At 44.6% G+C, this 26351-nt stretch carries 26 protein-coding genes and 3 pseudogenes; 11 read left to right on the top strand and 18 right to left on the bottom strand.

Annotated features, from left to right (window positions below; all coding sequences use genetic code 11):
- Both BLO31_RS16650 and BLO31_RS16645 read right to left on the bottom strand, forming a co-directional pair.
- Entirely contained in the window at positions 1-1014 is a 1014-nt protein-coding gene (locus BLO31_RS16650; RefSeq protein ID WP_070969226.1) for a phage major capsid protein, P2 family, read from the bottom strand.
- A gap of 49 nt (positions 1015-1063) precedes the next feature.
- Positions 1064-1933, bottom strand: coding sequence for a GPO family capsid scaffolding protein (locus BLO31_RS16645; RefSeq protein WP_070969222.1), 870 nt, complete (start codon positions 1931-1933; stop codon positions 1064-1066).
- A gap of 180 nt (positions 1934-2113) precedes the next feature.
- Here BLO31_RS16645 and BLO31_RS16640 point away from each other — a divergent pair.
- The 3 genes and pseudogenes from BLO31_RS16640 to BLO31_RS25235 all read left to right on the top strand — a co-directional run bounded on the left by BLO31_RS16640 (position 2114) and on the right by BLO31_RS25235 (position 5439).
- A pseudogene (locus BLO31_RS16640) lies at positions 2114-3888 on the top strand (terminase large subunit domain-containing protein).
- Positions 3888-4921, top strand: a pseudogene (locus tag BLO31_RS16635) (phage portal protein). Before BLO31_RS16640 ends, BLO31_RS16635 begins: the two co-directional pseudogenes overlap by 1 nt.
- Before the next feature lie 65 nt (positions 4922-4986).
- Positions 4987-5439, top strand: a complete 453-nt coding sequence (locus BLO31_RS25235) for an ogr/Delta-like zinc finger family protein (protein ID WP_076653621.1) — start codon at positions 4987-4989, stop codon at positions 5437-5439.
- Here the strand turns inward: BLO31_RS25235 and BLO31_RS23900 are convergent.
- Positions 5381-5620: a hypothetical protein gene (locus tag BLO31_RS23900; protein WP_031844051.1), complete on the bottom strand. Its 240-nt coding sequence runs from the start codon at positions 5618-5620 to the stop codon at positions 5381-5383. The genes BLO31_RS25235 and BLO31_RS23900 overlap by 59 nt on opposite strands.
- A 239-nt stretch (positions 5621-5859) precedes the next feature.
- Here BLO31_RS23900 and BLO31_RS16625 point away from each other — a divergent pair, with 239 nt between their 5' ends.
- Positions 5860-6186, top strand: a complete 327-nt coding sequence (locus tag BLO31_RS16625) for a helix-turn-helix transcriptional regulator (protein ID WP_070969219.1) — start codon at positions 5860-5862, stop codon at positions 6184-6186.
- Here the strand turns inward: BLO31_RS16625 and BLO31_RS16620 are convergent.
- From BLO31_RS16620 to BLO31_RS16575, 11 genes are all read right to left on the bottom strand, one after another.
- Positions 6183-7697, bottom strand: coding sequence for a DNA cytosine methyltransferase (locus BLO31_RS16620; RefSeq protein WP_070969216.1), 1515 nt, complete (start codon positions 7695-7697; stop codon positions 6183-6185). The genes BLO31_RS16625 and BLO31_RS16620 overlap by 4 nt on opposite strands.
- 11 nt (positions 7698-7708) lie before the next feature.
- The gene (locus tag BLO31_RS16615; protein ID WP_070969213.1) at positions 7709-10231 is read right to left on the bottom strand and encodes a replication endonuclease; all 2523 of its coding nucleotides are present in this window, start codon (positions 10229-10231) and stop codon (positions 7709-7711) included.
- Positions 10228-10524 (bottom strand): hypothetical protein, encoded by a 297-nt coding sequence (locus BLO31_RS16610; RefSeq protein WP_070969210.1) that lies wholly within the window; start codon positions 10522-10524, stop codon positions 10228-10230. The genes BLO31_RS16615 and BLO31_RS16610 overlap by 4 nt, the downstream gene beginning before the upstream one ends.
- Entirely contained in the window at positions 10521-11063 is a 543-nt protein-coding gene (locus BLO31_RS16605; protein WP_029837881.1) for a class I SAM-dependent methyltransferase, read from the bottom strand. Before BLO31_RS16605 ends, BLO31_RS16610 begins: the two co-directional genes overlap by 4 nt.
- Positions 11060-11344, bottom strand: coding sequence for a hypothetical protein (locus BLO31_RS16600; protein WP_070969207.1), 285 nt, complete (start codon positions 11342-11344; stop codon positions 11060-11062). The genes BLO31_RS16605 and BLO31_RS16600 overlap by 4 nt, the downstream gene beginning before the upstream one ends.
- 16 nt (positions 11345-11360) lie before the next feature.
- Positions 11361-11768: a hypothetical protein gene (locus BLO31_RS16595; protein WP_031844044.1), complete on the bottom strand. Its 408-nt coding sequence runs from the start codon at positions 11766-11768 to the stop codon at positions 11361-11363.
- Positions 11765-12352 (bottom strand): hypothetical protein, encoded by a 588-nt coding sequence (locus BLO31_RS16590; RefSeq protein ID WP_084659883.1) that lies wholly within the window; start codon positions 12350-12352, stop codon positions 11765-11767. Before BLO31_RS16590 ends, BLO31_RS16595 begins: the two co-directional genes overlap by 4 nt.
- Positions 12353-12417: 65 nt before the next feature.
- Entirely contained in the window at positions 12418-12768 is a 351-nt protein-coding gene (locus tag BLO31_RS16585; protein ID WP_070969203.1) for a hypothetical protein, read from the bottom strand.
- Positions 12769-12801: 33 nt separating this feature from the next.
- Positions 12802-13341 (bottom strand): phage regulatory CII family protein, encoded by a 540-nt coding sequence (locus BLO31_RS16580; protein WP_070969199.1) that lies wholly within the window; start codon positions 13339-13341, stop codon positions 12802-12804.
- Between the two features lie 9 nt (positions 13342-13350).
- Complete coding sequence (locus BLO31_RS23895; protein ID WP_175443239.1) at positions 13351-13497, bottom strand: hypothetical protein; 147 nt, start codon at positions 13495-13497, stop codon at positions 13351-13353.
- Positions 13494-13694, bottom strand: coding sequence for a hypothetical protein (locus BLO31_RS16575; RefSeq protein ID WP_070969195.1), 201 nt, complete (start codon positions 13692-13694; stop codon positions 13494-13496). Before BLO31_RS16575 ends, BLO31_RS23895 begins: the two co-directional genes overlap by 4 nt.
- 184 nt (positions 13695-13878) lie before the next feature.
- On the opposite strand from BLO31_RS16575, the gene BLO31_RS16570 reads away from it, so the two are divergent.
- From BLO31_RS16570 to BLO31_RS16560, 3 genes are read left to right on the top strand one after another with little or no spacing between them, the layout of a single operon-like run.
- Positions 13879-14478, top strand: coding sequence for a phage repressor protein CI (locus tag BLO31_RS16570; RefSeq protein WP_084659881.1), 600 nt, complete (start codon positions 13879-13881; stop codon positions 14476-14478).
- Between the two features lie 30 nt (positions 14479-14508).
- The gene (locus BLO31_RS16565; RefSeq protein WP_070969192.1) at positions 14509-15057 is read left to right on the top strand and encodes a DUF4875 domain-containing protein; all 549 of its coding nucleotides are present in this window, start codon (positions 14509-14511) and stop codon (positions 15055-15057) included.
- A complete protein-coding gene (locus BLO31_RS16560; protein WP_070969189.1) occupies positions 15057-16103 on the top strand; it encodes a phage integrase in 1047 nt (348 codons plus the stop codon). The genes BLO31_RS16565 and BLO31_RS16560 overlap by 1 nt, the downstream gene beginning before the upstream one ends.
- A 224-nt stretch (positions 16104-16327) precedes the next feature.
- Here BLO31_RS16560 and BLO31_RS16555 read toward each other — a convergent pair whose 3' ends face one another.
- The 4 genes from BLO31_RS16555 to BLO31_RS16540 are packed head-to-tail and all read right to left on the bottom strand — an operon-like array spanning position 16328 to position 20400.
- The gene (locus BLO31_RS16555) at positions 16328-17233 is read right to left on the bottom strand and encodes a L,D-transpeptidase family protein (protein ID WP_070969186.1); all 906 of its coding nucleotides are present in this window, start codon (positions 17231-17233) and stop codon (positions 16328-16330) included.
- Positions 17230-18648 carry a deoxyribodipyrimidine photo-lyase gene (gene phrB, locus BLO31_RS16550; protein ID WP_070969183.1) on the bottom strand — a complete coding sequence of 473 codons (1419 nt, stop codon included), beginning with the start codon at positions 18646-18648 and terminating at the stop codon, positions 17230-17232. The genes BLO31_RS16555 and phrB overlap by 4 nt, the downstream gene beginning before the upstream one ends.
- Entirely contained in the window at positions 18645-19460 is an 816-nt protein-coding gene (locus BLO31_RS16545) for a MerR family transcriptional regulator (protein WP_070969179.1), read from the bottom strand. Before BLO31_RS16545 ends, phrB begins: the two co-directional genes overlap by 4 nt.
- Positions 19450-20400, bottom strand: a complete 951-nt coding sequence (locus BLO31_RS16540) for a YbgA family protein (RefSeq protein ID WP_139159055.1) — start codon at positions 20398-20400, stop codon at positions 19450-19452. The genes BLO31_RS16545 and BLO31_RS16540 overlap by 11 nt, the downstream gene beginning before the upstream one ends.
- Positions 20401-20767: 367 nt before the next feature.
- On the opposite strand from BLO31_RS16540, the gene deoD reads away from it, so the two are divergent.
- The 4 genes and pseudogenes from deoD (at position 20768) to BLO31_RS16520 (ending at position 26178) form a co-directional block, all read left to right on the top strand.
- Complete coding sequence (gene deoD, locus BLO31_RS16535; RefSeq protein WP_070969172.1) at positions 20768-21478, top strand: purine-nucleoside phosphorylase; 711 nt, start codon at positions 20768-20770, stop codon at positions 21476-21478.
- Between the two features lie 55 nt (positions 21479-21533).
- Positions 21534-23002: pseudogene (locus BLO31_RS16530) on the top strand (transposase).
- 127 nt (positions 23003-23129) lie between these two features.
- On the top strand, positions 23130-24617 hold the full coding sequence (locus tag BLO31_RS16525) for a tetratricopeptide repeat protein (protein ID WP_070969168.1): 1488 nt from the start codon (positions 23130-23132) through the stop codon (positions 24615-24617).
- Complete coding sequence (locus tag BLO31_RS16520; RefSeq protein WP_070969166.1) at positions 24598-26178, top strand: diguanylate cyclase; 1581 nt, start codon at positions 24598-24600, stop codon at positions 26176-26178. The genes BLO31_RS16525 and BLO31_RS16520 overlap by 20 nt, the downstream gene beginning before the upstream one ends.
- Positions 26179-26351 lie beyond the last annotated feature (173 nt).

The following is a 26351-nucleotide window of genomic DNA, read 5'->3' as shown; positions in this document are numbered from 1 at the left end:
TTAAGCAGCAGGTTTAGGCGCGATATGGACTTTCGCTGGGTTATAAGCAGCAAAGGCTTCCAGAACACCCACGGCATAACCTTCCATACGCCAGTAAGCGTTTTCAAACTGCTTACGGTCTTCTTCATGCTTCGCTTTACGCTGAGTAGTACCATGCTGCGTCAGCACTTGCAGGTTGGTAGGAATAGTCACAACCATCGCATTATCTGGAATGAACGGCGGCACATAAGCAGGACGGCCAGCGATAGACTTATCCAGTTTTTGCGCAGCGATTTGCTCTGTTGGCGTGTCGGCTTTGCTGTACGTTTTGTACTGAGCCGCACCAACTAGACCAGAACCAACATAAACAGTTAGGCGGGGGTCATTGCGGAACGCTGGGTGAATCTGGTTGTTGATGATGTCCGACGCCATCGCATCAAGCGTTTTGTAATCGCCAGCGTCATCAAAATAGACATCTTCATCAACGATTTGTGATGGCTTCTTCTCTAACACGTACTGATACCAACCTACGTTGACATCCTGACCAAGTGGGTTGGTCGTTGGGTTAGTTGTTGCAGCAGCAGACACACCATTCCAACCAACACGAATGATATCGAGTGCGAACATCTGGTTAGAGAATTCAGTCAGCAGTTTCATGAACTTGCCACGACCGCCTTGGTTAGCCCACTGACAAAGCATTGCCCAAGTAATTGCAGCACATGAGTCTGTTTCAACTAGCTTGTATTTATGACCGCCAACACCAAGTTGTTTAGTGAAACGACCATCAGCTTTACGACCGGTATACAGACCGCTAACGCCAGCATCGACCACTTGACCTTCGATTTGGTCAACGGTTGTTACCGTGATCATTTTTAGAAACTCTGCCGATTCGACGATAGCCGCACGCAGCTTAGTTTCTAACTGAGGTGATACATTGAACAATTGAGCCACATTGGTGACACCATAACTCTGCGCTAACTTCTGCGCGAAATGGTCCATGTTGTCACGGGCTGATTGAGTAAGAATCTGCGACATTACGCGATCTCTCCTAATTTAGTTAATTCAGTTAGCCAAGTTCTGCGGTTTAAACGGGGCTGTAATCGTCACCGTTACCAGCGTCATTAGGCTCTTGACCTGGTACTTCTTTCGAAAGTTGGTTGAACTTAGTTTCTAAGCCGTCAACTTTTTCCAACAATGGTTTTAGTTGTGTTTCCAAAGTGGTAGAAAACTGCTCAACGGTTGCGCCTTGATTGGTCACAGGTTCTGGTGTTTCAGGGGTTTCGTTGCCGCCACCTGCTTTCAGATTAAATTCTTGAGCAAGCTCTGTTTTTAACTCGCCTTTAAATTGCTTTAATGCGGCTTTCAATTGTTCTTCGGTCACATCGGTGTCCTCTGGTTCGGGTGGTGTCTCTGGATGTTCATCACCAGAGAACAGAAATTCGTTTAGCAATGAGAACAAACGTTCTTTGCGAGAAAAGCAGCTATTGAGGTCTAACTCTTCTAACTGGCTAACCTCTAGTTCGGTGTAATCACCACCTTGCACACGTGAAAAACGCATACGGGTTGTACCTGACGATGCTGGGGAGTCAGTCGCAGCTAGGCCCATCAGGTAACAACGTCCTTCTTTCTTGTAATCTGGTTCTGGTTCAATAGAAGAAAACAGTTTCTGACCGTCTTTGTTTGCTGCTAGCAGATATTTGTTTGGTGTGACTTTTGCGAACAGGCGAAGCTTATCTTTGAATTTGCCTGATTTAAGCTCTTCAACTTCACCCCAGTTTTTACCTTCAAATACTGCCCAAGAACTACGATAGTGCTCAGGCCAAATTAAAGCGGTGTACTCTTCTTTGTCATAAAGCTCAGCCATGTCATTAATCCAACTTGCGCTAATGACACGGCCATCTGAAACGGTAGTTCCTTCGGTGGCAATAATGATCCAATCACTGGTTTTAGGCATGAATTTGACTCGCTAATCTGTATGCAAAGTGCTTTTAACAATCTATTTGAGCCAAACAATACGCCTTTGAATAAGTCGTTTCAGCCACTTCAATTCCTAGAAATTCGGATTTAGCCCATATCCGAATTCATCCGAATTTTGCTTAGTCATTTGCGAGTTTTCGGGGCGTATGATGCGCTTATGGCATATTCAGATGAAATAAGAGAAGCCGCCAAAAGGATGTATATCCGTGGCGTACTTCCTAAAGAAATAGCAGCGGAACTAAGCTTAAACAGTTCACGCATTGTTTATACCTGGGCGGAGAAATTCGGCTGGGATTTACTCGTTAACGATTTATCTGTTGAAGAGATGATTAACCGCCGTTTAGCGGTGTTGATTGATAAAGACGAAAAGAGCGACCAGCAGCTCAAGGAGATGGACCGTCTTATCGAACATCACGTTAAACTACTCAGGCAAATGCTGACGCTAAAGCCAAAGCTGAAAAACGCTTAAACCAACCAGAGCCCCAAGGTCGAAATGAGAACAGCGGCAATAATAAAGGCGATGGTAAAAAATCACGTGGACGCAAGAAGAAAAACAACGTCGACCACCTGACAGGTGATGACTTTGCTCCATGGCACAATTCACTTTATGCCTTTCAAAAAGTCATGCGCGAGAACTTGCATCAGCGCATTCGCAACATTTTAAAATCTCGACAAATTGGCGCGACCTATTACTTTTCTGGTGAAGCCTTTGAAGATGCGGTCATCAATGGTGATGATCAAATATTCCTTTCAGCTTCACGAGCTCAAGCCGAAGTATTCCGCACATACATCATTCGTATTGCTAAAGAGTTTTTCGACCTTGAACTATCTGGCAACCCTATTGTGCTCTCTAATGGCGCAACTCTTAGGTTTCTTTCTACCAATGGTAAAACCGCACAGTCATACAGCGGCCATTTATACACAGATGAATATTTCTGGATTAGCCGGTTTGAAGAAGTAAAAAAAGTTTCGTCTGCTATCGCTACTCATAAGCACTGGCGCAGAACATACTTTTCTACTCCATCAAGTAAAACCCATCCAGCCTATACATTCTGGACAGGTGACGCATGGAAGGAAGGCAAAGACTCTCGTAAAAACATCGAATTCCCAACATTCGATGAGTTTAGAGACGGTGGTCGATTATGCCCTGACAAGCAATGGCGTTATGTCATCACAATTGAAGATGCTGTCGCCAGTGGCTTTGACCTGGTAGACCTCGAAGATCTCCGCGATGAATACAGTGATGCAGAGTTCAACAACCTGTTCATGTGTATTTTTGTTGACGGTGCTAGCTCCATTTTTGAATTTAACAAAATTCAGAAATGTATGGTCGACTCTGGAATATGGCGAGACTACAACCCCGACGATCCTCAACCGTTTGGCAATAGAGAGGTTTGGTTAGGTTACGACCCTTCTCGAACTCGTGATAACGCTGTGCTAATGGTGGTCGCTCCACCGATTGTCGCTGGCGAAAAGTTCCGAGTGTTAAAGAAACTAAGTTGGCGTGGTTTGAGTTTTCAGCATCAGGCCAGTGAGATCGCCAAAGTATTCGAACGCTTTAACGTTAGTTACCTTGGTATCGACGTCACCGGTATCGGTGCAGGTGTTTACGACCTGCTCCAAAACAAATTCCCACGTGAAGTGGTTCCCATTCACTATTCGAACGACAGTAAAAACCGACTAGTCATGAAAATGATTGATGTCATTGACAGCAATCGACTCCAATTCGACGAAACACTCAAAGAAACCGCAATGTCATTCATGGCGATAAAACGAGTACCGACGAATAGTGGTAACGCATTAACGTTCAAAGCCGATCGAAGCGAGTTGGTTGGTCATGCCGATGATTTCTGGGCACTCTCACACGCATTGATTAACGAACCTATCGATCACTCAACAAAACGCAAATCTACCTACGCAATGGCAGCATAATGACAGAGAAAACAACACACCTTGTAACACAACAAGAAAGTCAATCATCATCGGTGTATGGCGTAGACCTTGGCGCACCTGAATCCATCGATTCAAATAGTTGGATGACAAACTACACGGACTTGTTTTACAACGACACTGACGATTATTGGGAACCGCCAATCTCCCCCGAAGGGCTAGCAGATATAGCAAGGGCAAACGCCTACCATGGTTCGCTATTAGTTGCCCGTGGCAATTATGTCACCGCCCGTTTTCAGCAAGGTGCCATCCGTCGAAAGCAAATGCTGCTTTTTGCCGTGATTACTTCCAATTTGGTCATGGTGCATTATTGAAGATTCGAGATCACTTTGGTCGAGTAGTCCGCTTTCATCCATTACCAGCTATGTACCTTCGTAAACGCAAGAACGGGAAAATTGTCATTTTGGAGCGTGGCAACAAACAACGCACCTATAATCCAGATGATGTCATTTTCTTGAGCCAATACGACCCACAACAGCAGGTTTATGGGTTGCCTGATTATCTGGGCAGCATTCAAAGCAGCATGTTGAACCAAGACGCCACATTGTTCAGACGTCGATACTTCAAGAACGGTGCTCACATGGGCTTTATCTTCTATGCCACTGACCCGAACCTAAGTGATGATGATGAAAAAATGTTGAAAGAGAAGATCGCCAGTTCAAAAGGTGTTGGCAACTTCCGCAGCATGTTTGTGAATATTCCCAATGGTCATGAAAAAGGCATTCAGTTGATACCCGTTGGCGACATAGCCACAAAGGATGAATTCGAGCGAATTAAGAACATCACAGCTCAAGATATCCTTGTAGGTCACCGATTCCCTGCAGGTAAAGGAGGAATGATGCCGCAACCTGGTTCAAACTTCCCTGACCCAGAAAAGGTCGGTCGTGAATATGACAAAGACGAGATCATCCCCGTATGTCACCTAATTATGGATGAGGTGAACAACGACCCAGAAATCAAAGGCATGGCAAGCCTACACCTAAAGTTTGATGTGAATACAGGAGAAGCCGCATAAACCTGTACAAAAACACAGCCATTGACGTAATATTATGCTGTCAGTCAGTTAAGTTAGGTCAATGTATGCGAGTTTATTGCAAATGTGGTGAACGCGCGATTGTAAGTAGAAGCATCGCTAAAGATGCCAATTGCGCAGATTTATCTTGTTCCTGTTCTAACCCAGAATGTGGGCATACCTTTGTGAGTTCTATCGGCTACCGCCACTCACTAAAACAGTCAAAGCTTCATTTCGGAATTGGTGCGACTAGTAAACCGTCTTTATTTGGTAGTCGCATTACTTGTGGTTGTGGCGAACGGGCGGTGATTAATAAAACCAACCGCCTATCGAACGACTGTGCAGATTTGTATTGTGAGTGTAAGAACCCAGCGTGTGAACATCAGTTTGTTATGTCTTTGTATTTTAGTCACACACTAAGCCCATCATCGAAAGATACCAGTGAACTGGCTAACTGCTTAATCAAGGTGCTAAAGCCTGATCACCGTGACCACTTAAAGCAGCAGTTAGCTTTGTTTTAACCAATTCACTCTCGCATTCAGACCCATTAACATGGACAGCTTTTAGCTGTCCTTTTTTGTGGGCAAGAATCAACGAAATTAAGAACATGCCAATGTCTTGGTTTTCTTCGTGGTTCCCGCTTGTATCCTCAGCCAAAGCGCATAAAACAAACGCCTCCGCATTGTTATGTAGTTCAGACATTTAGCCTCCTAACTGACGATTTACTGTATATTAATACAGTAGTTTTTATCTAACAAATTTATTATGGATTTTTGTCGCCTATAATTTGGGTTATGCGACTTAGCTTTTTACCTAGCCAGCGCATAATACATAAGGTGCATAACCACAAAACATATGTGGATCACCATTCCATAAAGGCTCGTCACCGTTGGCATATAAATCGCAACTACTAGTCAGAAATGACTTAGGGATTTGAATCTTTGCCGAGTAAAAACAAACAATTAGAGCCAATAGTTGAGTATTTAATCCAATTAAGGGTGAAAAATCGCAAAAGCCAAGAGCAAATTGCGAATCAAATTGACATCTCGCTTACGTCTTACCAGCGTATCGAACAGGGAAGACGTGACCCAAGGCTGAGTGAACTACAAGGACTCTTTGAGTACTACGGTATTACTTGGTTAGACTTTGCTTGGGCTGAACTTGGTAAACGGTCAATCAGTGATACGGATTTGGTGGCAGCTATGAAGCATGTCCCTCTTCATATCCGCCAACCAATACTTGAGCTGATAAAGGCTGTTAGTAGTTAAGCCGCTATCCTTTCTCTTTCAACACCGACATTTGCTTCAACCAGAGCTTGCGCCACAGGTGGACATACTGCATTACCACATCGAGCAACCTGGCTCGCTTTAGATAACTTTTTACCTTCGCTATTGTGTGAAATTTTATAGTCTTCTGGAAAACCTTGTGCCGCGAACAGCTCATGTGGTTCTAACATGCGCATACCAATATCAACGATTTGATACTCTTCACCTCTAACCGTGACCAAACCAAAGCGGTCTTTTGTAGTAACGGTACCTATTGGGCTGTCACATGCCTCACCGTAACTTGTGCCGTAGTACTTGAGTAGAAATGCTCTTACCTCACCGATATGAAAACCACCTGCAGAAATGGTATGTACTGGCTCATTGGTACTATGACCGATATTGGTACCACGCATCTTTACCATATGGCTAGTTACTAACGCATTGTGATCAGTCGTTGTTACTGTGTGCAATGGCGACTCGATGTCAGAACCACTGACACCAGTAAAGTGCTTTGCTATAAACGCAGTTACCAAAGCAAAGTGACCACCTTTAACTTGAGCACATATGGTTCGTAAAGGTTCATTTGCTGGCATGTTTCTTTGACTCGATGCGTTGGCGCATTCAGTAACAAATGGCGTAACGCAGTTTTCTGGCACAACAAAAGGTGCTTCCGAAGAAAGCACAAACTTATCTAACCCTTTGGCTATCCGTTCCATTGTCTTTTCCGCTAATGGTCGTTTGCGGTTAAAAATAGACTTAACAGGGATAGACCAATCAATAATATCTGCTGCCGAAGCGTAAGGTTTTAAACCACTCCCATCAGGGCCATGAGTTTTAGCCGGCCACTCGATTGGCTGACCATCATTTCTGGCTACCATAAAGAAACGTTTTCTCGTGGTAGGTGCGCCATAGTCGCAAGCATGAAGAACCTTGAAGTCTAGCGTGTAGCCTAAGCCATCCTGTAATCTATCGTAATGTGGAAAATCATCGCCAAGGGCTGTTTTAATTTCTTCCCATGCTGGGTGGTCTTCGTTCAATCCGTCCGTTAATACTTTCACAAAAGCATCAAAGGTTTCGCCTTTACGGTCTGGGCATGGTTTGAATTTGCCGTTTTCGGTTTCAACAACTGGTCCCCATGTCATGAACTCTTCAACGTTTTCTAGCATCATCATACGAACTGGTACCATTGCCGCCCAACGGACAGCTACCCATGCCAGCCCACGAATATTCTTATCAACCGGACGGTTTCCTTTTGCTTTAGAAAAATGCTTACAGTCAGGTGAAAACCACGCTAAACCAACAGGTCGACCAGCACATGCATCAACTGGGTCAACATCCCACACCGATTCGCAATAGTGTTTCGTCTCTGGGTGATTGACTCGATGCATATCGATAGCCGCAGGATCATGGTTAATCGCAATATCTACATGACGATTTAAACCCAACTCCATACCAGTGGAAGCACCGCCACCACCTGCAAAGTTATCCACCACAATTTCACCTGGTAATATCATCCTAAATTCTCCTACATTAACGGCCAGTCGTCCCCATCAGGGAAAATCGACAAGTCGGGTTGTTGATACTCTTGCTTTTCTGGTTGGGCGAATAGGTTGTCCCAACCCTCGAAATCCATCCAATTAGTGTCGTCCGAACGTTGACGACTCACTTCTACCAACTGGGCAGGTCGTTTATTGCCGTGTTCGTCTACCTCCGAAGGGCGGATTTGAATACTGGTTGCATCGTCGATGCGAATTGAACTGCCTTTTAGCAGTGCGGCCAGTGCCGCTTCATCAATATTTGGTGATTTATTCGCCCGTTTATTAACAGGCTCTAATAATCGGGTTAGCTGATCGCAGACCTGTACTTTCTCAGGCTCCGTACAGTTATTGACAGAACTCCGAGAGGAGCCAGAGGCTCCAAAAGCGGTCGCTTCGCTCCCAAGAGCGCACGCTTTAGCATCATCGTTAACCTTTGATTTCTTCTGAATCGTCCAAACTTTGGTGCGTGTTTTGATGGTTTCTTCTGGTGTAGTGAAACCCTCAATTTTGCGAACGTCTTCGCCATGAGGTGAAGCGAATGGCAGTACTTCATAAGAGTTCACGATCAGTAAATCTTCACGCTTAACGAATGGGCCACCTTGCCCCATGATGTAACCTTGCCAGTTACCATGGTCAGCAGCTTTCAAAGTGTCTGTGATGCTTGCGTCTTCGGTCTTCATGCGTGACTGGTAGCTATCACCAATCACTTTCATTAACTCTTCATTGGTGATCAGCTTGCTAGGCTTAATAGGACCAACAAGATCACGCTGCAGCATTGAGTAGATAGTGAGTAGGTCGACACGCTCTTGCATGAAGAGGTATTCCATAAACGCTTTTTTGTTCTGGTTAGCGAAGCGGCGTAGTTCACGGTAAGTCGTGACTGGTGCACCACCGAAGAACTGGAACTGGCGAATGTTCCAACGGCTTTTCCAAGCACTAACATTCTTCGCCATGTCTTTGACTGGCTTGCCTGTTTCGTCCGAGATCTCCTCGTCCATTGCAAAGCCGTCAATGTTCTTTGAAATGTATTTAGCGATGTAGCCCGTTGCAGTGCCTTTCTCTGGGTCAATAAAACCAAAGTCACAACGTGGGCGATAATCTAGCGGCCCAACGTAAGCACATTTGCGGAATGGCTTTTTCTTCTCTTTCTCAAGCTCTGGATGCAGTTCTCCACGGTCTTCTTGCGTGGCATAAGAAATAAAGATGTCACGCACTTGCATCACGTCTTCTGGTTTTACCCAGATAAGCAAATGCCAGTGTGGTGTGCCGTCATGATGTGGCTCAGCGACACGAACACCAAACCAGCGGATTTCTTCACGACCTAGTTTAGCGCGGATTCGCTGCCATACGTTGTTTAGGTAAGATTGCGCATCACGTGGGCTTGCACCGTTCCAGTGACCAATAAAGCCGCCTTTCTTGTATGAGTTGTGATACTTAGATGGAGTGGTCAACGTTAAGAACAGACCTTGCAAACCCAGCTCATTGCCAATGTCTTCACAGCCACGACAACGCACCATCAATTCATGACGACGAATGGCAGGGTTAGCCACACTCTTTTTGACCATATCCCAGAGATCAGCTTCTTCGCCTGTTTCTTCATCTAATAACTGGCATTGCTTGATGTATTCATAGTTAGCTGTTTGCTGCGCTTGGTGCTCTCGAACGCAATCCCATGACGCATAAGGTGATGCTTTTGACGAGACTTGCCCCATAGCAATGGCTAGGTGCTCACGCATGATTTTGCGTGTTTTATTAAGGCGTCCATACCACCACTTTTCATCTAACATGCGTGAAATGTCATTCAGTGCGGTTAGGTCAGTTTGTTTCTTTTTCTTGCGCGGTGGCGTCATACCAAAGTGGCAGACAAATTCGGCTAATTCTTCATAGCCGATCACCTCTGGAATTTCGTCTTCATCCAGATCACGATTAGCCACACGTGCAGCGATAAGAGGGAATTTAGCCTTAGTGATTTGGCTAATTTTGAATGCCATGTCTTTAACTTCTGACGGCTCAAGCTCTGCCAGTAGTCGGCTTTTAACTGGTTTGCGGTTGCGCTCTGCCTTTTCGAAATCAAAACGCATTTGCTCTTTTTGTGCAAAGTCGCTTTGCTCAGTGTCGCTAAACTCTTCACTAAGCAAAGAAACCTTTTGGGTTGTCGGTAACTTTTTGTATTTGCGTAAAACCATCAGCGCACGTTCAGCGGCTGGCCCCATACGTTCACGCAAAAATATGTTGGCATCTTTACGGCCTTTCTTTTCGAACACTGAAACGTAACGAGTAACAAAGTACTTGGTTAGGTAGTCCGGTAGGTCTTTAATCTTATCTTTCGCCCACTCGAAATCGTCTGGGTTCGCATCAAATAGCTTACGCTCCAGAACACTAAGATCATCAGGTTCAATAATTGAGTTGTATCGACGCGAACCAAAGCAGCCCGCTTCAACCTCAGTCAAAGGGGCTTGCCATGGAAAATCGTATAGGTCGATTTCGGTTGGTTCTATTAGGGTGTTCATTTAGTGGCTTTCGTTCTAACCTGAAATGGAAAGAAACAATGCCTTTCAGCAGGATATTGACCACCTGCTTGAAAGCAAATCTTCATCAACAGGCGCTCTTTACCACGAACTGCTTTCTTTACGTCACGATTGCCTAACGTTGCTTTCCACAGGTCGATACCTAAAACACGCTCAATATTTGTAATATCGCCGCTAGAAAAACACACATAACCTTTGCCCTCGGGATGCTTTATCGCATCAAGAATAGATTGCATATCCTCAATCGCTTTTACTTCCTGTTTATTCAATTTCATGCCGCCACCTCATGACCAACTGAAACGATATGGCTTAGCCCTTGAGGAATATCGAAGCGGTTGCCGTTATCCCAGATAAACCAAGCGTATTCACACGAATCTGAACCACCGCCAACAAAACGAGGGCGAGGAACGATGATTGGGCACTTTGGCGGAAAGCCAATTTCAAACCAGAAAGGAAGGCGCTTTTTCGAACCTAAGTAATTCACACGCTGCAGGTATGCCATTGTGCCGTCTGGTGCTAACTCACTTAGGCTTTTGCGAATGAATTCCTCCGTTAGTGAAAACGGAGGGTTAGTGATGATCACGTCTTGGGTACCGAAATCCGTTGTTAGGTAATCAATACCTTTTTCGATTTCAGCAAATGACTTTTGGCTTTGTGGCAAAGCTATCTTGTCAAAGATTGCGCCAGTACCGTAACAAGGCTCTAAAAACTTGTCGGTTGGGCGAACGGTTAACTTTGATAGCAATGCGTCGACAACTTCTGGCGGCGTTGGGTACAGCTCACGAGGTTGCACTTTTCCTGTAGTTGAACTCATGCTGCCACCTCATCAAATGCAGTTCCGCAAAAAGGGCAATGAGACATTTTGAAGCCGTTCTCTAGCTTCCTTTTGTTCTTCATTGGCTCATTGTTTTTCTTTAGTGGGTGGTACTCTGTTTCTACATAAAGAGCGACAGGGGCAGACGGTTTACTATCAAGAAAGAACACACGGTTTTTCCATTCGACTTTTAAAGACCCCTCAACCATTGGAGTGTCTTTTAGTTGTTCAGTGGCAGCGTCTTTAACTCTTGCGAGCATTTCATCAAAGCAATTACACATATTCGTTCACCTCTCCTTACTTACCAATGACTGACAAGCAGTACTGTTCGAATTGAAAAAGTGCTTCATCGTCCCAACGGCCAAGATCACGCAAGGCAAGCATTTCAATAAACAGGCTGCGATTTTTCATATCTAACTGTGACCAATGGTGTAGCTGTGGTTTGGCGTTCTCGTTTTGATAAGAGCGGTACCAACTCACATAGGTATGAGCGAAGAACACGCTTGCACGATCACCCTGCATTGCTTCTTTGATGTCAGCTAAAACGTCTTCTAGTGGGCGGTGTGTTTGAACAGGAGTTAACTTTTTAGCGATAGCATCAAGCTGAATCACGATTTCTTCTTGCTGCGCTATGCTGCTTTTTTCAAAGCGTGCGGCAATCTGTTCAAATGACTGGTTGAATAGTTGTGCGTAGATGTTGCTCATGCTTCCACCTCCGCTTTTGCTTCGGCTTCTTCACGGGCTTCAATGATTAGCTCTGTTAACTGACTTTCGATTGAAAGAAGTTTTTCCAATGCTTCGTTATCAGCTAGAAAAACAAGCTCTTTTATTAAAGGCTTGATACTAGGATTCGATATGTAGTCTTGGGAAACTCCGTACACATTTACGCAGAATTGGTTAATGTGAGGCGCAAATTCGGTAAACACATGAACCATATCGGTGTTCGCCATTGCTAGAACGTTGATGGCGTGGATGATGTCGTACGCTTCTCTGTTCTTCATTGCCAAGGCGATATTGTTATCCATACCGACTAGATCATCGGCTGCGCTTCCAGTATCAACAAAACCGATCACTGAACCGTTTGATAACACGATGTTGTCTGCAACTTGTTTTGGTAGCAGTTTACACATCGCAAAACTAATGCGGCGTTGGTTACGCAACATTTCATCGTGCATGTGTCGCGTTGCTGCTATTTGCTCTCTGGTGTTGTCGTTAAGTTCTTTGGCGACTGCGCTTGCTTCACGCGCCATTTTGAGCGCTTCTTGCGCTGTAAGATTTGAATCATTCATCTTCTATGCTCCTACGCTAAGACGAAAAAAAGCCCCCTGTTACAGGGGCAAGGCTGGCTAGGTGATTAATTCACGTTGCAAATATCGGAGTGTTTCAAGCGGCGGACATCGCCCACTTTGCGGTCAAACTTCAACACCATTTCTTTTAAAAGCTGCATACCAGAACGGACTTTCTGCAGCTCTAAATCATCAAATGAATCGAATGAGCGGTTGTAGTCTTTCGGTGACATACCACCTGCGATCAGGATTAGCCCACGGCTGCGATCACTCATTTCGTCATACATCTTGCGAATCTTTTGACGCTTTGCGCCTTTATCGAAAAGCGACTTACACGCAGCAATACTTTCTAGTGCGCTTGGCGTACCTACTTGATGAACAGGCGGTTGTAGGTCTTGTTTATTAGCTAACTGACTCATGGTGTTTTCTCTCCTTTTCTTGGCTCAAGCTGTTTAGGCTAAGCCGGGGATAGGTGCACCATTAGCCAAAAAGTCTGTGCCCATTTGTACAAGTGGCTGCAGGCCTGTGGTGCGGTGTTCAAGGTCATTGATTAGCAAAACCAAGTTGCCTAAAGCAGCTTGTGCCTTGGCTAGTGTTTTGCGTTTGGTAGATCGCGGTAAACGCTCTGCGGTGCACATGGCTAACGCATCGCTAGAAAGCTCACCAGAATGGGTGTTGAGTTGTAGTACTCGTTCAAGCAGATTCAAATCATCTTCTGCTTTTGGTAGTGGGATAGTGACCACCCCATCATCAGCAAATAACGTATTTACGATTGAGTAATCGCCAGAGTCGCGGCTAATAAGGGTAAGAACTACAGGGTGCAGCACTCTTGACTGCGCAGGGTTCAGCATGTTTCGAATAGCTTGCCCATCAACGCCGATTCTGCGTCCAATCGCTTCACAATCGTGATTGACAACAAAATCGCAGCAAGCCGCATCAAAAGCTTGTTGTTTGCGTTCACGTAATACATACATTGAGTTATTTACGTCCATAACTAATACTCAAATGAAGAAGAACGGTGCGAAAACGAATGCCCAGCCAACGATATTGAGCCATAGCGGACATTTGTTTGGATACTTGTCTTCCCAAGACTCACTCATTGCATCTTGCAGGGTGAGTTTGGTTTTAGGTGGGATAGCGAACTTCATACTTGTTGCGCCGCTAGCTTTTCCATGTACTTCACCATGTTGACCATAATCAGGCCCTTGGTGGTGTCTTTTGGGACTAAAGGAATGTTGCCAAGGTCTTTTTGGCGGTCGAAAGTAGATGGAGACATGCCAGTGCGACGTAAAAATTCCTTTTTTGTGCAGACAGGCGCATCAATTGCTATTTGTAACGTTGCCATAAGTGATATCCTACGCTTTTGAGATTTTATTGATGCTTATTGGTGGAACATGACGCATCAATTGAATATGAAATTATATTTGATCGAAAACGCAATCAAAGCAAGCTTTAAATGCAATCTAATTGAAAAAAGGATTGGTAGCGATTGATTTCGGGATCTAGATCTATTTGACAGGGTTAATAAAATGAGTCGAATTCCTGCTAAGGTTCCTCCTTTCGAATACTCCAGTGGTCGAGAATTTACCGATAGACTAAAAGAAGTGACGGGCTGCGATAGCTACAACTTGCTAGCCGATCACTACGGAATCCCAAAATCGACCATATTGACTTGGCATCACCACAACCGAATCGCACACGAATTGATTGTTCGTGAACATTTAACGTCTGGAGCATCTGTTAAATACCTTGCTCTTGGTGAGGGTGAACCATTTTCTGGTAGCCATAGCCCAAATGAAAATCTAGCTATTTACAGACTGGAAGGTGGTGCTTTAGAAAAGAGCAGCAGTATGTCTCTAGATTTAGCCACACTAGATCGCTTTGGATTGAAACCATCAGGAACTCAGGTAATTGAAGATGATTCTGGTATTTATTACATCAACAAAGAATCAGTAGACCCAATATCGGGCAACTATCTGATTGATGTAGATGGACGCCTATCTATTAATTACCTACAACGTTTACCAGGCAAAAAACTAGCGATTGCTTTTGACACATCCACCATTGAAGTATCCGAAGAAGATATAAAAGTGCTTGGGCGTGTAGCGATGGAAATGAAGAAAAAATAATAATTTTTAATTGGCTAGGAGTAACAACCAATGACTAAAGAAAAGCAGATCACTTGTAAATCTTGCAAAGAAGTAGTCGAGAAAAACGCAAAAGAATGCCCACATTGCGGGGTAAAAAATCCGACTGTTAGTGCAGCACAAGGCTGTTTAGGTTTTGTCGTTTTATCGGTGGTTCTAGGCTTGGGCATGTATGCGTGTTCTGACAATTCAGAAACTCAACAAGTTACCGAATCATCACAACAAAGTGCTGTTCAAAACCATGATGAACAAATGGAACAGGTTATTTCATACTACGCTGTCGACTATGAAGTCACTCGCTCACAAGATTTGTCCCATGGTAGCCGTACTCGATACAACTCAAACATTCTTGCACCAACCGCTTTAACGCATGAGCAACAAGTAGCGACTGCAGCAAAAGCGGCTAAACAGATTCAAAATGATAAGCGCGTCCAAGTGTCTAGCGTGAATTTAATGATTGAAAAAGATGGTGTACCTAAAGTTGCTGTAAGTTACGCACCCGATCAAAAAGGTTGGTCAGGCGAGACTAATACAGGCAACCGTTTCAACTTAGAAAACTAATGTCTGTTAGAAAAGTAGAAGACGGAAACAAAAAGCCATGGCTCTGTGAGTGCTACCCACAAGGTAGAAGCGGAGCAAGAAAACGTAAACGCTTCGCCACCAAAGGCGAAGCGGTGGCTTACGAAAAGTTTCTAATGAAAGAAGTCGACGATAAGCCTTGGCTGGGTGACAGAAAGGACTTGCGGACACTTCAAGATTTAGTCGAACTTTGGTACAAGCTTCACGGCCAACACCTAAAATCCGCGAAAAAAGTTTACCCTCGCCTCTGCACCATAGTGGAAGAACTCGGCAACCCGTTTGCAATCAAGTTTACTGCAAAAGACTTTGTTCACTGGCGTTCTAGCCGCAAGGCAAAAAACCGATACGGTGACGAGACTACCGCAGGCAAACTGATTTCCGCACCTACTAATAATCTCGACTTGAGATATTTACGGGCCGTTTTCAATGAGCTGATTTCACTTGGCGAGTGGACGCAACCAAACCCACTTGCCAGCGTTAAATCGATTCAAGTTTCTGAGTCCGAAATGGGCTTTTTCTCCAATGACGATATTAGTGCGCTATTCGACAGAATAAACAAAAGTAAACGAGCCAAAGAATACGAACTAGTGTGCAAAATTTGCTTGTCTACTGGTGCCCGTATTTCCGAAGCTAATAACCTACGTTTGCCGCAAATTACGAAATACAAGATCACGTTTCTTGATACCAAGAGTAAAAGAAACCGTACTGTGCCGATCACCGAAAAACTCTATAACGAGTTGATAGAGTTTAAGCGAACAGGCGAAAAGGATAAGTTGTTTAAATGCTGTCTTCACGGCATTGCGTATATCGTTAACAAGACATTCCCAGATTTACCGGAGGGGCAAAACACTCACGTGTTTCGTCATACCTTTGCCAGTCGATTTATGGAAGCAGGCGGCAACATTCTGGTATTGCAAAAAATCCTTGGTCACAGTGACATCAAAATGACAATGCGCTATTCCCATTTCTCTCCCGATCACCTGATTCAAGCAGCCGAATTAAACCCTATTTCTAGATTAGGTCTGTAGCCACTTCTTACCCAAAAATGGCGACAAAGTGGCGACAATTTTTATTGATATTGATGAACATTGAGTGACATTGATTAAATGGGTATTTTGTAAGGCATTGAAATTGCAGTGAAAGCCTTGATTTTACTGGGTTCTAGAAACCACTATTGATTATACTAAGTAATTACCTGATCTGGTTGGAATAGAAAGGGCCTGCATTGCAGACCCTTTCTTTATTTTAGCCTTCAGATTGGTTCGCCAAATGACGGGGGCACCACTTCGGTGGGAACGCCATTCTGCGTCATGATTACCGCTCTTGCTTTAGCATCAGAATAACCAAATTCATCTAGCCACCAAGTTAACTCATCAGGAATCACTAAGCGCTTTTTACTGCCATCACTTCTTGTAAGTGGCTCATGTGCCTCAATAAACACACTTCTATCTGGTTCTAGGCTCATCTTCACGGGTTCATCGATGATCGTGACTTTAACGCCTAGTGCGACTTGGTTAAATAGCCATTCTATGTCTTGGGGTTCCATGCGAATACAGCCAGAACTCACGCGAAGACCTATGCCAAAGTCCTTATTTGTACCGTGTATCAAATAATCACCAGCTCCATAAGCTAGGCGCAAAGCATACTCGCCTAACGGATTTTCCGGTCCGGCGGGAACGACGGGAGGAAGTGTTATCCCTTTTGCTAAGTACTCTTTTCTAATGGTATCGGTTGGCGTCCAAGTGGGATTTGGCCTTTTTTGGCTTATCGTGGTTTCCATTTCCGGTGTATCGCGGCCAATACGGCCAATACCGACTGGAAAGACATGGACTTTATCTCGTTCAAAATAATAAAGTCGCAGCTCAGCTAAATTGATTACTATCCCTTCTCTCACTGAATGGGGAAGGATAATTTGACTGGGGATAGTTAATACGTAGTCTTCATCTGGCAAGAAAGGGTCAACACCTTTATTTGCTGCCATAAGAGACAGAAAACCAACATCGTATTTTTTGGCTATTTGCGCCATGGTTTCTCCGGCTTCAACTTTGTGAAACTGGGTTCTACCAATAAGGTTACTACCTTCCAAGGGCAAATCGTAGGTCGCGGCCATCGAAGGCAGGCTTAACAAACAACAAAAAAACATTAAGCGGCAGATCATTCACTATTATCCTTGGCAAGCTTGTATAGCTCTAAGGTTAGCTTTCTCTCAGCACTGTGATCAACAATAGGTTCGGGATATGACAAACTCTTCACATTTACATGCTTAGATGGGTTGTGAACCTTTTTACCCGCTATCGATGAAAGTTCAGGCACCCAATGACGAACAAAATCTCCAGTCGGGTCGAATCGCTCTCCTTGAGTCGTCGGGTTAAATATTCGAAAGTAAGGTTGCCCATCACACCCTGTTGATGCACACCATTGCCAGCCACCGTTGTTTGCTGCGAAATCACCATCCACCAGCTTAGACATAAAATAGCTTTCACCTAAGTGCCAATCAATATGCAGGTCTTTAGTTAAGAAGCTGGCCACTATCATTCTAAGTCGGTTGTGCATCCAACCTGTCGCATTAAGCTGACGCATAGCAGCATCAACAATCGGGTATCCAGTTTGACCGCTTTTCCATCTTTCAAAATGATCTTTAGAACTCTTCCAACTAAGCGTTTCTCCCCAAGGGTGAAAACTTTTGCCTCTACTTAGGTCTGGACGAAAATGGAGTAGATGCTGATAGAAATCGCGCCAAATCAATTCCGATAGCCAGATGGACTCCCCTTCGTTTAGCACACTTTTTTGATACCATAAACGCGCTACACACTGTCGAGCGGAAAGTGCACCAATCGCCAAATACGGGGATAGTTGGCTGGTTCCGTCGACAAAAGGATAGTCGCGTTGAAGGTGGTAGTGTGAGGCTTTTTCAGCCACAAAGGTTCTCAGCAACCCTAAAATCTCGCTGCGTTTGGCTTTGTATACCTTGCTTGGTTCTCGAATGTAATCGAACGGGCTATCAAGAGAGAGTTCTTCAATTTCAGAATCAAGAATTGGCGTGTTTGTCTGCTTAACCTTAAGCGGTTCAATTTGCACACCAGAAGTCATTAGGCGTTTCAAGCACGCATTTTTAAAAGGGGTAAAGACTTTGTAATAGTCTCCACTGCCGTTTACTACTGAACCGGGTACAAAAATACATTTGTCATCAAAGCTTTTACACTCAACACTTTCACGCTCGGCTAACCCTTTTAGCTGTTTGTCTCTAACCACCTCATTGAGTTCGTACTCTTTGTTGAAGTAAATAGTTTTAGCCTGAGTTCGCACGGCAAGTGTCATCAACCACTCAGCACTGCTATTAAAGTCACCAACCTGTTGATAAATCAGCGGCACACCTAACTCAGCTAACTCACTTTGAAGCTCAAACAACCTGCGATAGATCAGGTCGGCTTGGATTGGGGCCATACCATGGTATTTCCACTGCTCTGGGGTAGCAATATAGACCGCAATAGTGGGTTGCTCAGTTCGCAACGCATCGGCCAAAGCAGGGTTGTCATCACACCTTAAATCTCGGCGAAACCAGACAATGTTCATCGTTCAGTCTCTTCTATATCTGAGTGACTATTCGCTACAACGAACTTGTCGCCATACTCCAACGAAAGGTCTGACAGTGTTGTTTTTGTCTGCTTGTTCAACTCATTTTCAGTGAAAAAGATGACTTTAACTACATTCTCCGATAGCAATAAAGGCTGCAAAGAAGCGGCATTAGTAATGTTTTCAAACACCGCTACGCGCTTAGCTGGAAAGTTCTGTAGACCATACCAAAACAGAGCTTCAATCCTTTGATTGGCTTGCTGAGTCGCGATAATCACTTGTTCTTTGCCAGTTCCCTTAGCCAAAACCTCTAGCTCTTTGTCTAACTCTTTGCACACTAGTTCTTCAAAAATGCTCAAGGAAAGCTGCTTTGCTTTTGCGTTAAGTTGATGGATAGCATGGCGGCAAGGCAAATAAAAACTTGAGTAACACACCTTGATGGGATACTCCTTAAACACTTGGCTGACAACGCTTGCGGCTTTGTTGAGGTTTGTCGCAGCTAAAGCATCCATAACCGCTTTTACCTCTTCCAAATCCTTGCTAGTACTAGGGAGCAGATCACCTTGGTCGCCGGTTTCTCTTTCTTTGGCAATGATTGCCGCCACTTTGCTAACTGACACACCGCGAGAGAGCCACTCTTGAACCTGTTTTATCGCTATCACATCATCTTCGGTATATCTGCGGTGCCCCTTCTCGCTTCTTTGAGGGGAAATCAAGTTATAGCGTCGCTGCCAAGCTCTTAAAGTTACGGGCTTCACACCCGTTATTTCGGCAATTTCTTTAATCGTGTAAACGTCTTTATTACAATGCATATCTCAGTCTAAGCTCTTGAGGATAAGGTTCTAAGTAGCGCTGTGTGGCCAAGTAGGCGTCCGGATAAATAGCTAAATAGTGCTTAATTAGTGTTAATGGTGCTAGTAAGGGCAGCAGACCAGTTCGATAATCATCAATTACTTTTCTCAGTTCTGCTTTATCTTGCTTGTTTAAACTGCGCTTGAAGTAGCCTTGCAAATGCATGAGAACATTGGTGTTGTTCTTTCTGCTTGCTCTGTTGGCAAGCGCTTGCATCAACTGTGTACGATATTCAACAACAAACTCATCAATCGAGTAGTTACTAATACCGGCCACTAATCTTCCTAATTTTCGGTAAGCTAGCGGATGGTGAGCCATTAATGTCAATTTGTAGCGAGAATGGAACTTAACGATTTTATCGCGAGTTGGCTCATCACCTATGCTCTGGTAGAAGTCATTCAGGCAATAGACACGAGTGACAAAATTTTCTTTCAGCACTGGATCATTAAGACGACCGTCTTCTTCCACTGGTAGCCAAGGCATTCTTGTCATTAGCTCACGCGTGTAGATACCAACCCCTTCCTTTTCGGCATTGTGTTGGCCGTACACTTTAACGCGCTCCATCCCACAGGTTGGCGATTTTGCACATACGATATAACCACATAACTGCTGTTCAGCGAGGGCTTCTACCTTCTTTTTGGAAAATGCTTCAATAGCTTGAGTGTGATCGTTAGATTGATCTTTTGTTTCTACTACTGCTATCTGCTGCTCTTTTTTCACCAGGCGAATGGTTGGTCGCGGGACGGGTAGACCAGCTCCCACTTCGGGGCAAACGGGTACAAATGAAAAGTGAGGTGATAACTCTTTAGTCACGAAGCGACTGAGTTTATGTCCGCCATCAAAACGAACTTTGTCTCCCAACACACATGAACTAATACCAACTTTGATTTCTCTGCTTATTTTGTCATTGCTCATTTCACACCTCACATGTTGTACAAGGCCATTTCTTGTATAACTATAGATCCTCTTTTAAAGTTGTACAAGAAGGATTTTTGTATAATTTATACTTTAGATTTACGACCGCTTTTCAGTTTCGATCAGTAAAAAACTGACTTTTTTTAAGCAAACGTTTGGTCGTATCGTTTGGCACTGCACTTTCAACAGAATTAGTTATCAACAGCTATAATTGGACTAATTAGCGATAGAAATGTGAGCACGATCTCAAGTGACACATGATGATCTAGCTAGTATTGCTTCATCTGAATAACCAAATTCAACACAAACAGTAATTTCATGGGAAATTCACTGTCTCACTGGAGAAAAGATTATGGCTACCCCACACATTAACGCGCAACCAGGTGATTTTGCAGAAACCGTATTGATGCCAGGTGACCCACTTCGCGCGAAATACATCGCAGATACTTTCCTTGACGACGTAAAGCAGGTTTGTGATGTACGCAATATGTTTGGTTTTACTGGTACTTATAAAGGTCAAAAAGTTTCAGTGATGGGCCATGGCATGGGTATCCCATCTAGCTGCATCTACGTACACGAACTGATCTCTGAATACGGCGTAAAAAACGTTATCCGCGTGGGTAGCTGTGGTGCCGTTCGCGATGACGTTAACCTGATGGATGTCGTTATCGGTATGGGTGCATCTACAGACTCGAAAGTGAACCGCATCCGTTTTAACGACCACGACTTTGCAGCACTTGCTGATTTTGGTCTACTTGAAACTGCCGTTGGCCAAGCTCGCGAGCAAAACGTCCCTGTAAAAGTAGGCAACGTATTCTCGGCCGACCTTTTCTACACTCCTGAAGCCGATATTTTTGAAAAGATGAACAAGCTAGGCATCTTGGGTGTCGATATGGAAGCTGCAGGTATCTACGGTGTTGCCGCTGATCTGGGTGCAAAAGCGTTGACCATTCTTACCGTTTCTGACCACATTATCCGCGGTGAAAAACTGAGTTCTGAAGATCGACAGAAATCTTTCAACGACATGATGAAAGTAGCACTAGAAACGGCTATTAAGCTTTAATTGACACCAACACTGCCGATTAAAATCGGCAGTCTAAATTCCCGAGGGGGTGATTGTGACAAGCGGTAAGCTGCCAACGGAAGCAGACGGGTTACAGCTCAACTTTTGTAAAACATTGGCGTGTAACAACTTTGGATTGAGTGAGGCACATCGTTATGTTGTGCAGCATGCGAACCCCAAACGTCCTGCGATGGTTTGCCGTGAATGTGGCGCTTTCCCCCCCTTACTTAACAATCGCGAAGTTCTCAATGAGCTTCATCGACTGAGACATTTGCACTGCGAAGGGCTTCCTGCTTGTCGCAACGCAGAGTGCGAAAACTTCGGTCAATCCGTTCACACCCATAAACAGCTATACCACGCCTTTGGTTACAGTGGTGATAGACAGCGATACCGCTGCAAAGCTTGCCAATCCACCTTTGTCGATAAATGGTCAGGAGCGAACAAAAAACTCGCCTTTCAAGAGAATCTTCTCGGCTTGCTGTTTATGAGCTATTCGGTTCGAGAAATCTGCCGAAAACTCGAAATCAATCCTAAGACCTTCTACGACCATCTCGATCACATTGCCAGTCGTTGCCGGCGCAAGCTCGCCATGTTTGACGCTCGTTGGGTAAACCACGCCAAAGAGTATCAGCTCGCTTCTCATTACACTCAGCTACAACCAAAAAGCAGCAACGGTGTACTTTGGTTTGTGACCGGAGAAGCCAATAGTGGTTATATACTTTGTCAGCACGTGAACTACTCCGCCCAAGAAGAACCGCAAGGCAGTTTGGATCACGACCCTTATCATACTCCCGCCCGTTTTGTTTCTCGTGATTACGCATCGGAAACCAGCGTTACCGTTCCACCACTATCGGGTGTGTTAAGAGAACGAATCGACCAAAAATACCAAGCGATTTTAGCTCGTGGTAATGTCGAAGACCGATGGGTAACTTGGCCGCTTTTCACTATCCTTCTAAAGGAGCGTTAATTCGACCACCCTACACTTCATATGCGCATTTCCTGCACGTGTTAGGGATGTGCAATGACGATAGGCGAGTTTCGATTTACATGCCCCAAGATCCCGTGCTGCGTTCAGCGGCATTAAGTGTCTGTTTGCCGCGTATTAAACGTCAAAATATCGACCTAATGTATGTAGAGGAAGATAAAAAATGGGTGAACAGTCAAGAGGTTGGAAAAATCGACATCGTACATATGGGCTGGTGGCGCGACCGTTGGGCCATTGCTCAACACGGAGAAAACGCTAAGGGAGTCTGTTACCTTGCAGGTGACAATTCCGAACCAAAACAATGGCTTAGAAACGCAAAAACCAGTGAGGTAGAGTTTTTTCAACAGCGCTTCCAAGTTCTCTTTTCCGCTTTTATCAATGAACCAAGGCGCAAGTTACGTCCTGGCGGATTATTGCCCATGTTGGATATTTTTAGAGCATGGCATAATTTATGCTATCAAAATAAAGATGCCATGACGGCGGCACAAAGCTTGGGTTTGACGCAATCACCTTTGACACTGAGAGAACTGCTTTCATAATTATTAGTAATGTGAAGTCAGCCAGTAATCCGATTGCAATTTTCTGCTTTTGCTAGCGACATGGAAAACGGTATACCTATAATGCAAGAGCATTAGGAAATATTAAAGCTGTTAAGGGATTGACCCATTGGACAAAAGCCAGCACCTACTAGAAACGGAAATCGAACTACTTAGAGGGCGGATAGAGTCCGACCCCGAAAATGTGTTGATAGCTGCTGAGCAATGTGAGATCAGGGCGAATCAAATACTCTATCCAGAGGGCATGATTAAATGTTTAATTATCATCGCTCGCTGTCACTGGTGTCTGATGGACTATCGCCGAGGATTAAAGGCGATCAAGGAAGCGCAATCTAGGCTTGGTTCTCTTGATACCGACGAGTTCTTACCAGAAATTCTTCATATTCACGCCCTTAACTACTGGGGGCAGGCAAAATACTATTCCGCACAACAATTTTGGATCAATGCACTAGAGCAATCTGCGTTGGTCGATGAAATTGAGTTTCAAATTGAAAGCTTGATCGGATTGGGCAATGTGTGGCGCATTACCAATGAATATCAGTTGGCGCGTACTACCCATGAGTTGGCGGTCAAAGTCGCTAACAATACCCGTATCAGTTGGCTGGAAGGTAAAGCGCGAATTCTCCTCGCATGGGACCACTATTTACTCAACAACTACGTCGAGATGTTGACCGTGCTCGATGGTGCAAACGAAGCTCTTGAATATCACGATGATAAGACGTGGCACGCTGAACTTTGGGATTTTCGCGGATTGGCCTTAATTGGCTTAGAGCGATTAGAAGACGCAGAACAAGCCACCGCCAAGGCACATGAGCTTGCAGTAAAACACAATCTGACTTGGATGAAAGCGCACTCCTATATTAGCCGAGCGAGATTAGAGCTTCTTAAAAAAGATCCTCGCGCAGCAACTGAATTGTTGAACAAGGCTGAAAAATCAGCCGCTTCTTTCGACAATGGTGAACTGCTTTCACAAATTTGTTTCCAGCAATCCCGTGTTTGTGAAGAGCAAGGGGATTACGAAAACGCCCTAAAGGCATTTAAAAAGTATCGCAAGTACTCAATTGAGATGTTGCGAGAGCAAACCGCTAGAGTGAGCCAAGACAAAGCGCGTAACTCTAAGCGCCAGCTTGAACAACGCGCGCGCAAACTGATTAACCGCATCCGCGGTCAACACGAATACGACCCAGATAAACACTTGAGCCAAATGGTGTCTGAAACCTATTGGTGGGAGCAAATGGTTCTGTTTAAAACAGAGCTCAAAGAGTCTAACCATTCCATCATAATGATTCAGCACTCAGACCCCGCTTATTTAGACGTTTGCACCGAACTGGCACACTCTATGTGTGGTCACAACGATTTACTGTCTCGCTTGAGCAGCGAGCGCATAGGAATACTTCTAGCGGATAGAGATGAAGAGGCCATAAAGGTATTTAAGATTCTTGCACAAATGATTGAAATTTATCCATGGAAGCGGAAGGGTTTGAAAGCATCACTACCAAAAGTGGAGTTTAGAGATATTCTCACATTCCCATTCACTTTAGAGCAGTTGGAAGAAAGTCAGGCAGAGGAAGTCAACGATGGAAGCACTATTAAGTAAAATATCTGACTCAGGGTTAGATGCTTCTTCCGTCAGTGGCGAAGAAGCCTTAGTATTTTGGAATCATGTACGTCAGCACGTCGCAACAACACCGCAAGAAAAAGCCGAGTCGTTAATCATTAGTGCCGAGTACCGCAGTGAACTTCACCAGTTTCGCGCAAGTACCGAAGAGTTGCGCTCAGCCCTTGGTCTGCTAAACCTTCCTCAAGATGCAGAACTGGTTTTAGAAGTCAAAAATAGCCTCGCTGAGAAGCTGGTTGATATCGGCGAATATGCCGCAGCCCTTACCGAGTACTCAGAAATGACCACCATTGCTGTTGATAATAGCGATATCGACTCCTACGTATTGAGTGTTCTAGGCATGGGGAATTTGTGTGCGGCCTATGGAGATCACGCCAGAGCAATTCGTTACTACCAGAAGATAGACAGTATCGACCACGCCATCTCTAGTCGTTCGCTGCGCTTAAAGTACAAGCTATATATGCTGGCCGCCCTGATTGAAGTGAACCGCATTGCAGCCGCGTCAGACCTTATCAAAGAGTGCGAAGAACTCAGCATACTGGTGAGTGACAAAATTCTCAGCGGGCAAATTTTGCTCTATCAAGCGAAAATTTACCGCCAACAAAAGCAAAACGAACTGGCGATGCAGTGCCTAGCTAACGTTCAGTACACGGCGGGCAATATCAACTCGCATTGGCTTTCCAATATGATTCGCTTGGAAACCGCGCACTGTATGAACGAAGTTCAGAAGTACGAACTTGCCAACTATATGCTAGAGAGCGCCCATCGCAGGATCAAAAGTTACTCGTCACCGATATTGAACCTCAAGTTAAGTAATGCCCTAGCGACGGTATATGAAAAGCAAGGGGATAACAGACGTGCACTGGACTATCACAAACGTTCACTGCGTATAGAAACTGACCTAATGAAACAAATTCCAATTGGCGAGTTGGGCGCTAGCCAGCTGAGAAAGTTGTCTCGTTTTGAGCTACAACTAAAGCTTATCCTTTCGGAAATTGAGAACCGCGAGCTAAAGGAAACGACAGAGAACCAAAAACACGCGGTAGCCAAGCTACAGCAAGATGTGTTCACTGACCCTCTGACTAGCCTTCACAACCGACGCTGGCTTGACGTCAAGCTCAAAGATCTCTTACTACACGAGACGCCGTTTGCGCTAATGGTCGTAGATATCGACCACTTCAAATCCATTAATGATGAGCTTAGCCATTTGGTGGGCGACAAAGCTATCGTCAACGTCTCACATGAACTGGCGCGATACTTCAAGTTTCGAGGCGCCTCTTGTGTTCGTTTTGGTGGTGAAGAGTTCTTAGTCATATTGGAGAAATCGACTCTAGAACAAGCCGAAATGCATGCAGAAAATTACCGTCACCGCATATTCCAATTTGGTTGGAAAGAGATCCTAGGTGAACGGGGGTTAACCGTCAGTATCGGTATTACACTGCACCGAGAAGGTGAAAACACTCAACGTACCTTCTATCGAGCCGACAAAGCCCTTTACCGAGCAAAGGCCAATGGTCGAAATCAGGTTTGTACCGAATAGCAAGCTATGTACTGAAGAACGAAGTGTCACCACTTTAGTACCACTAAACCAAGGGGATGCCAATTGCATCCCCTTTTTGATCACTTCAATAAAAAGCGCCGCAATAGCCTAATATTATTGGCGTTCAGCTTGCATCTTTTTATGACGACGTATGCAACAGCTATACATTCTCC

This window comes from Vibrio sonorensis (genome assembly GCF_001854765.1).
GTDB classification, from domain to species: domain Bacteria; phylum Pseudomonadota; class Gammaproteobacteria; order Enterobacterales; family Vibrionaceae; genus Vibrio; species Vibrio sonorensis.
Note: the sequence above shows the minus strand (reverse complement) of the source record. Positions and strands in the feature narration are given on the sequence as shown.

Bases quoted from the DNA above. Each gene is read 5' to 3' on its own strand.
- BLO31_RS16650 (WP_070969226.1), bottom strand. From the start codon at position 1,014: ATGTCGCAGATTCTTACTCAATCAGCCCGTGACAACATGGACCATTTC.
- BLO31_RS16645 (WP_070969222.1), bottom strand. From the start codon at position 1,933: ATGCCTAAAACCAGTGATTGGATCATTATTGCCACCGAAGGAACTACC.
- BLO31_RS25235 (WP_076653621.1), top strand. From the start codon at position 4,987: ATGCGAGTTTATTGCAAATGTGGTGAACGCGCGATTGTAAGTAGAAGC.
- BLO31_RS23900 (WP_031844051.1), bottom strand. From the start codon at position 5,620: ATGTCTGAACTACATAACAATGCGGAGGCGTTTGTTTTATGCGCTTTG.
- BLO31_RS16620 (WP_070969216.1), bottom strand. From the start codon at position 7,697: ATGATATTACCAGGTGAAATTGTGGTGGATAACTTTGCAGGTGGTGGC.
- BLO31_RS16615 (WP_070969213.1), bottom strand. From the start codon at position 10,231: ATGAACACCCTAATAGAACCAACCGAAATCGACCTATACGATTTTCCA.
- BLO31_RS16610 (WP_070969210.1), bottom strand. From the start codon at position 10,524: ATGAAATTGAATAAACAGGAAGTAAAAGCGATTGAGGATATGCAATCT.
- BLO31_RS16605 (WP_029837881.1), bottom strand. From the start codon at position 11,063: ATGAGTTCAACTACAGGAAAAGTGCAACCTCGTGAGCTGTACCCAACG.
- BLO31_RS16600 (WP_070969207.1), bottom strand. From the start codon at position 11,344: ATGTGTAATTGCTTTGATGAAATGCTCGCAAGAGTTAAAGACGCTGCC.
- BLO31_RS16595 (WP_031844044.1), bottom strand. From the start codon at position 11,768: ATGAGCAACATCTACGCACAACTATTCAACCAGTCATTTGAACAGATT.
- BLO31_RS16590 (WP_084659883.1), bottom strand. From the start codon at position 12,352: ATGAATGATTCAAATCTTACAGCGCAAGAAGCGCTCAAAATGGCGCGT.
- BLO31_RS16585 (WP_070969203.1), bottom strand. From the start codon at position 12,768: ATGAGTCAGTTAGCTAATAAACAAGACCTACAACCGCCTGTTCATCAA.
- BLO31_RS16580 (WP_070969199.1), bottom strand. From the start codon at position 13,341: ATGGACGTAAATAACTCAATGTATGTATTACGTGAACGCAAACAACAA.
- BLO31_RS23895 (WP_175443239.1), bottom strand. From the start codon at position 13,497: ATGAAGTTCGCTATCCCACCTAAAACCAAACTCACCCTGCAAGATGCA.
- BLO31_RS16575 (WP_070969195.1), bottom strand. From the start codon at position 13,694: ATGGCAACGTTACAAATAGCAATTGATGCGCCTGTCTGCACAAAAAAG.
- BLO31_RS16570 (WP_084659881.1), top strand. From the start codon at position 13,879: ATGAGTCGAATTCCTGCTAAGGTTCCTCCTTTCGAATACTCCAGTGGT.
- BLO31_RS16565 (WP_070969192.1), top strand. From the start codon at position 14,509: ATGACTAAAGAAAAGCAGATCACTTGTAAATCTTGCAAAGAAGTAGTC.
- BLO31_RS16560 (WP_070969189.1), top strand. From the start codon at position 15,057: ATGTCTGTTAGAAAAGTAGAAGACGGAAACAAAAAGCCATGGCTCTGT.
- BLO31_RS16555 (WP_070969186.1), bottom strand. From the start codon at position 17,233: ATGATCTGCCGCTTAATGTTTTTTTGTTGTTTGTTAAGCCTGCCTTCG.
- phrB (WP_070969183.1), bottom strand. From the start codon at position 18,648: ATGAACATTGTCTGGTTTCGCCGAGATTTAAGGTGTGATGACAACCCT.
- BLO31_RS16545 (WP_070969179.1), bottom strand. From the start codon at position 19,460: ATGCATTGTAATAAAGACGTTTACACGATTAAAGAAATTGCCGAAATA.
- deoD (WP_070969172.1), top strand. From the start codon at position 20,768: ATGGCTACCCCACACATTAACGCGCAACCAGGTGATTTTGCAGAAACC.
- BLO31_RS16520 (WP_070969166.1), top strand. From the start codon at position 24,598: ATGGAAGCACTATTAAGTAAAATATCTGACTCAGGGTTAGATGCTTCT.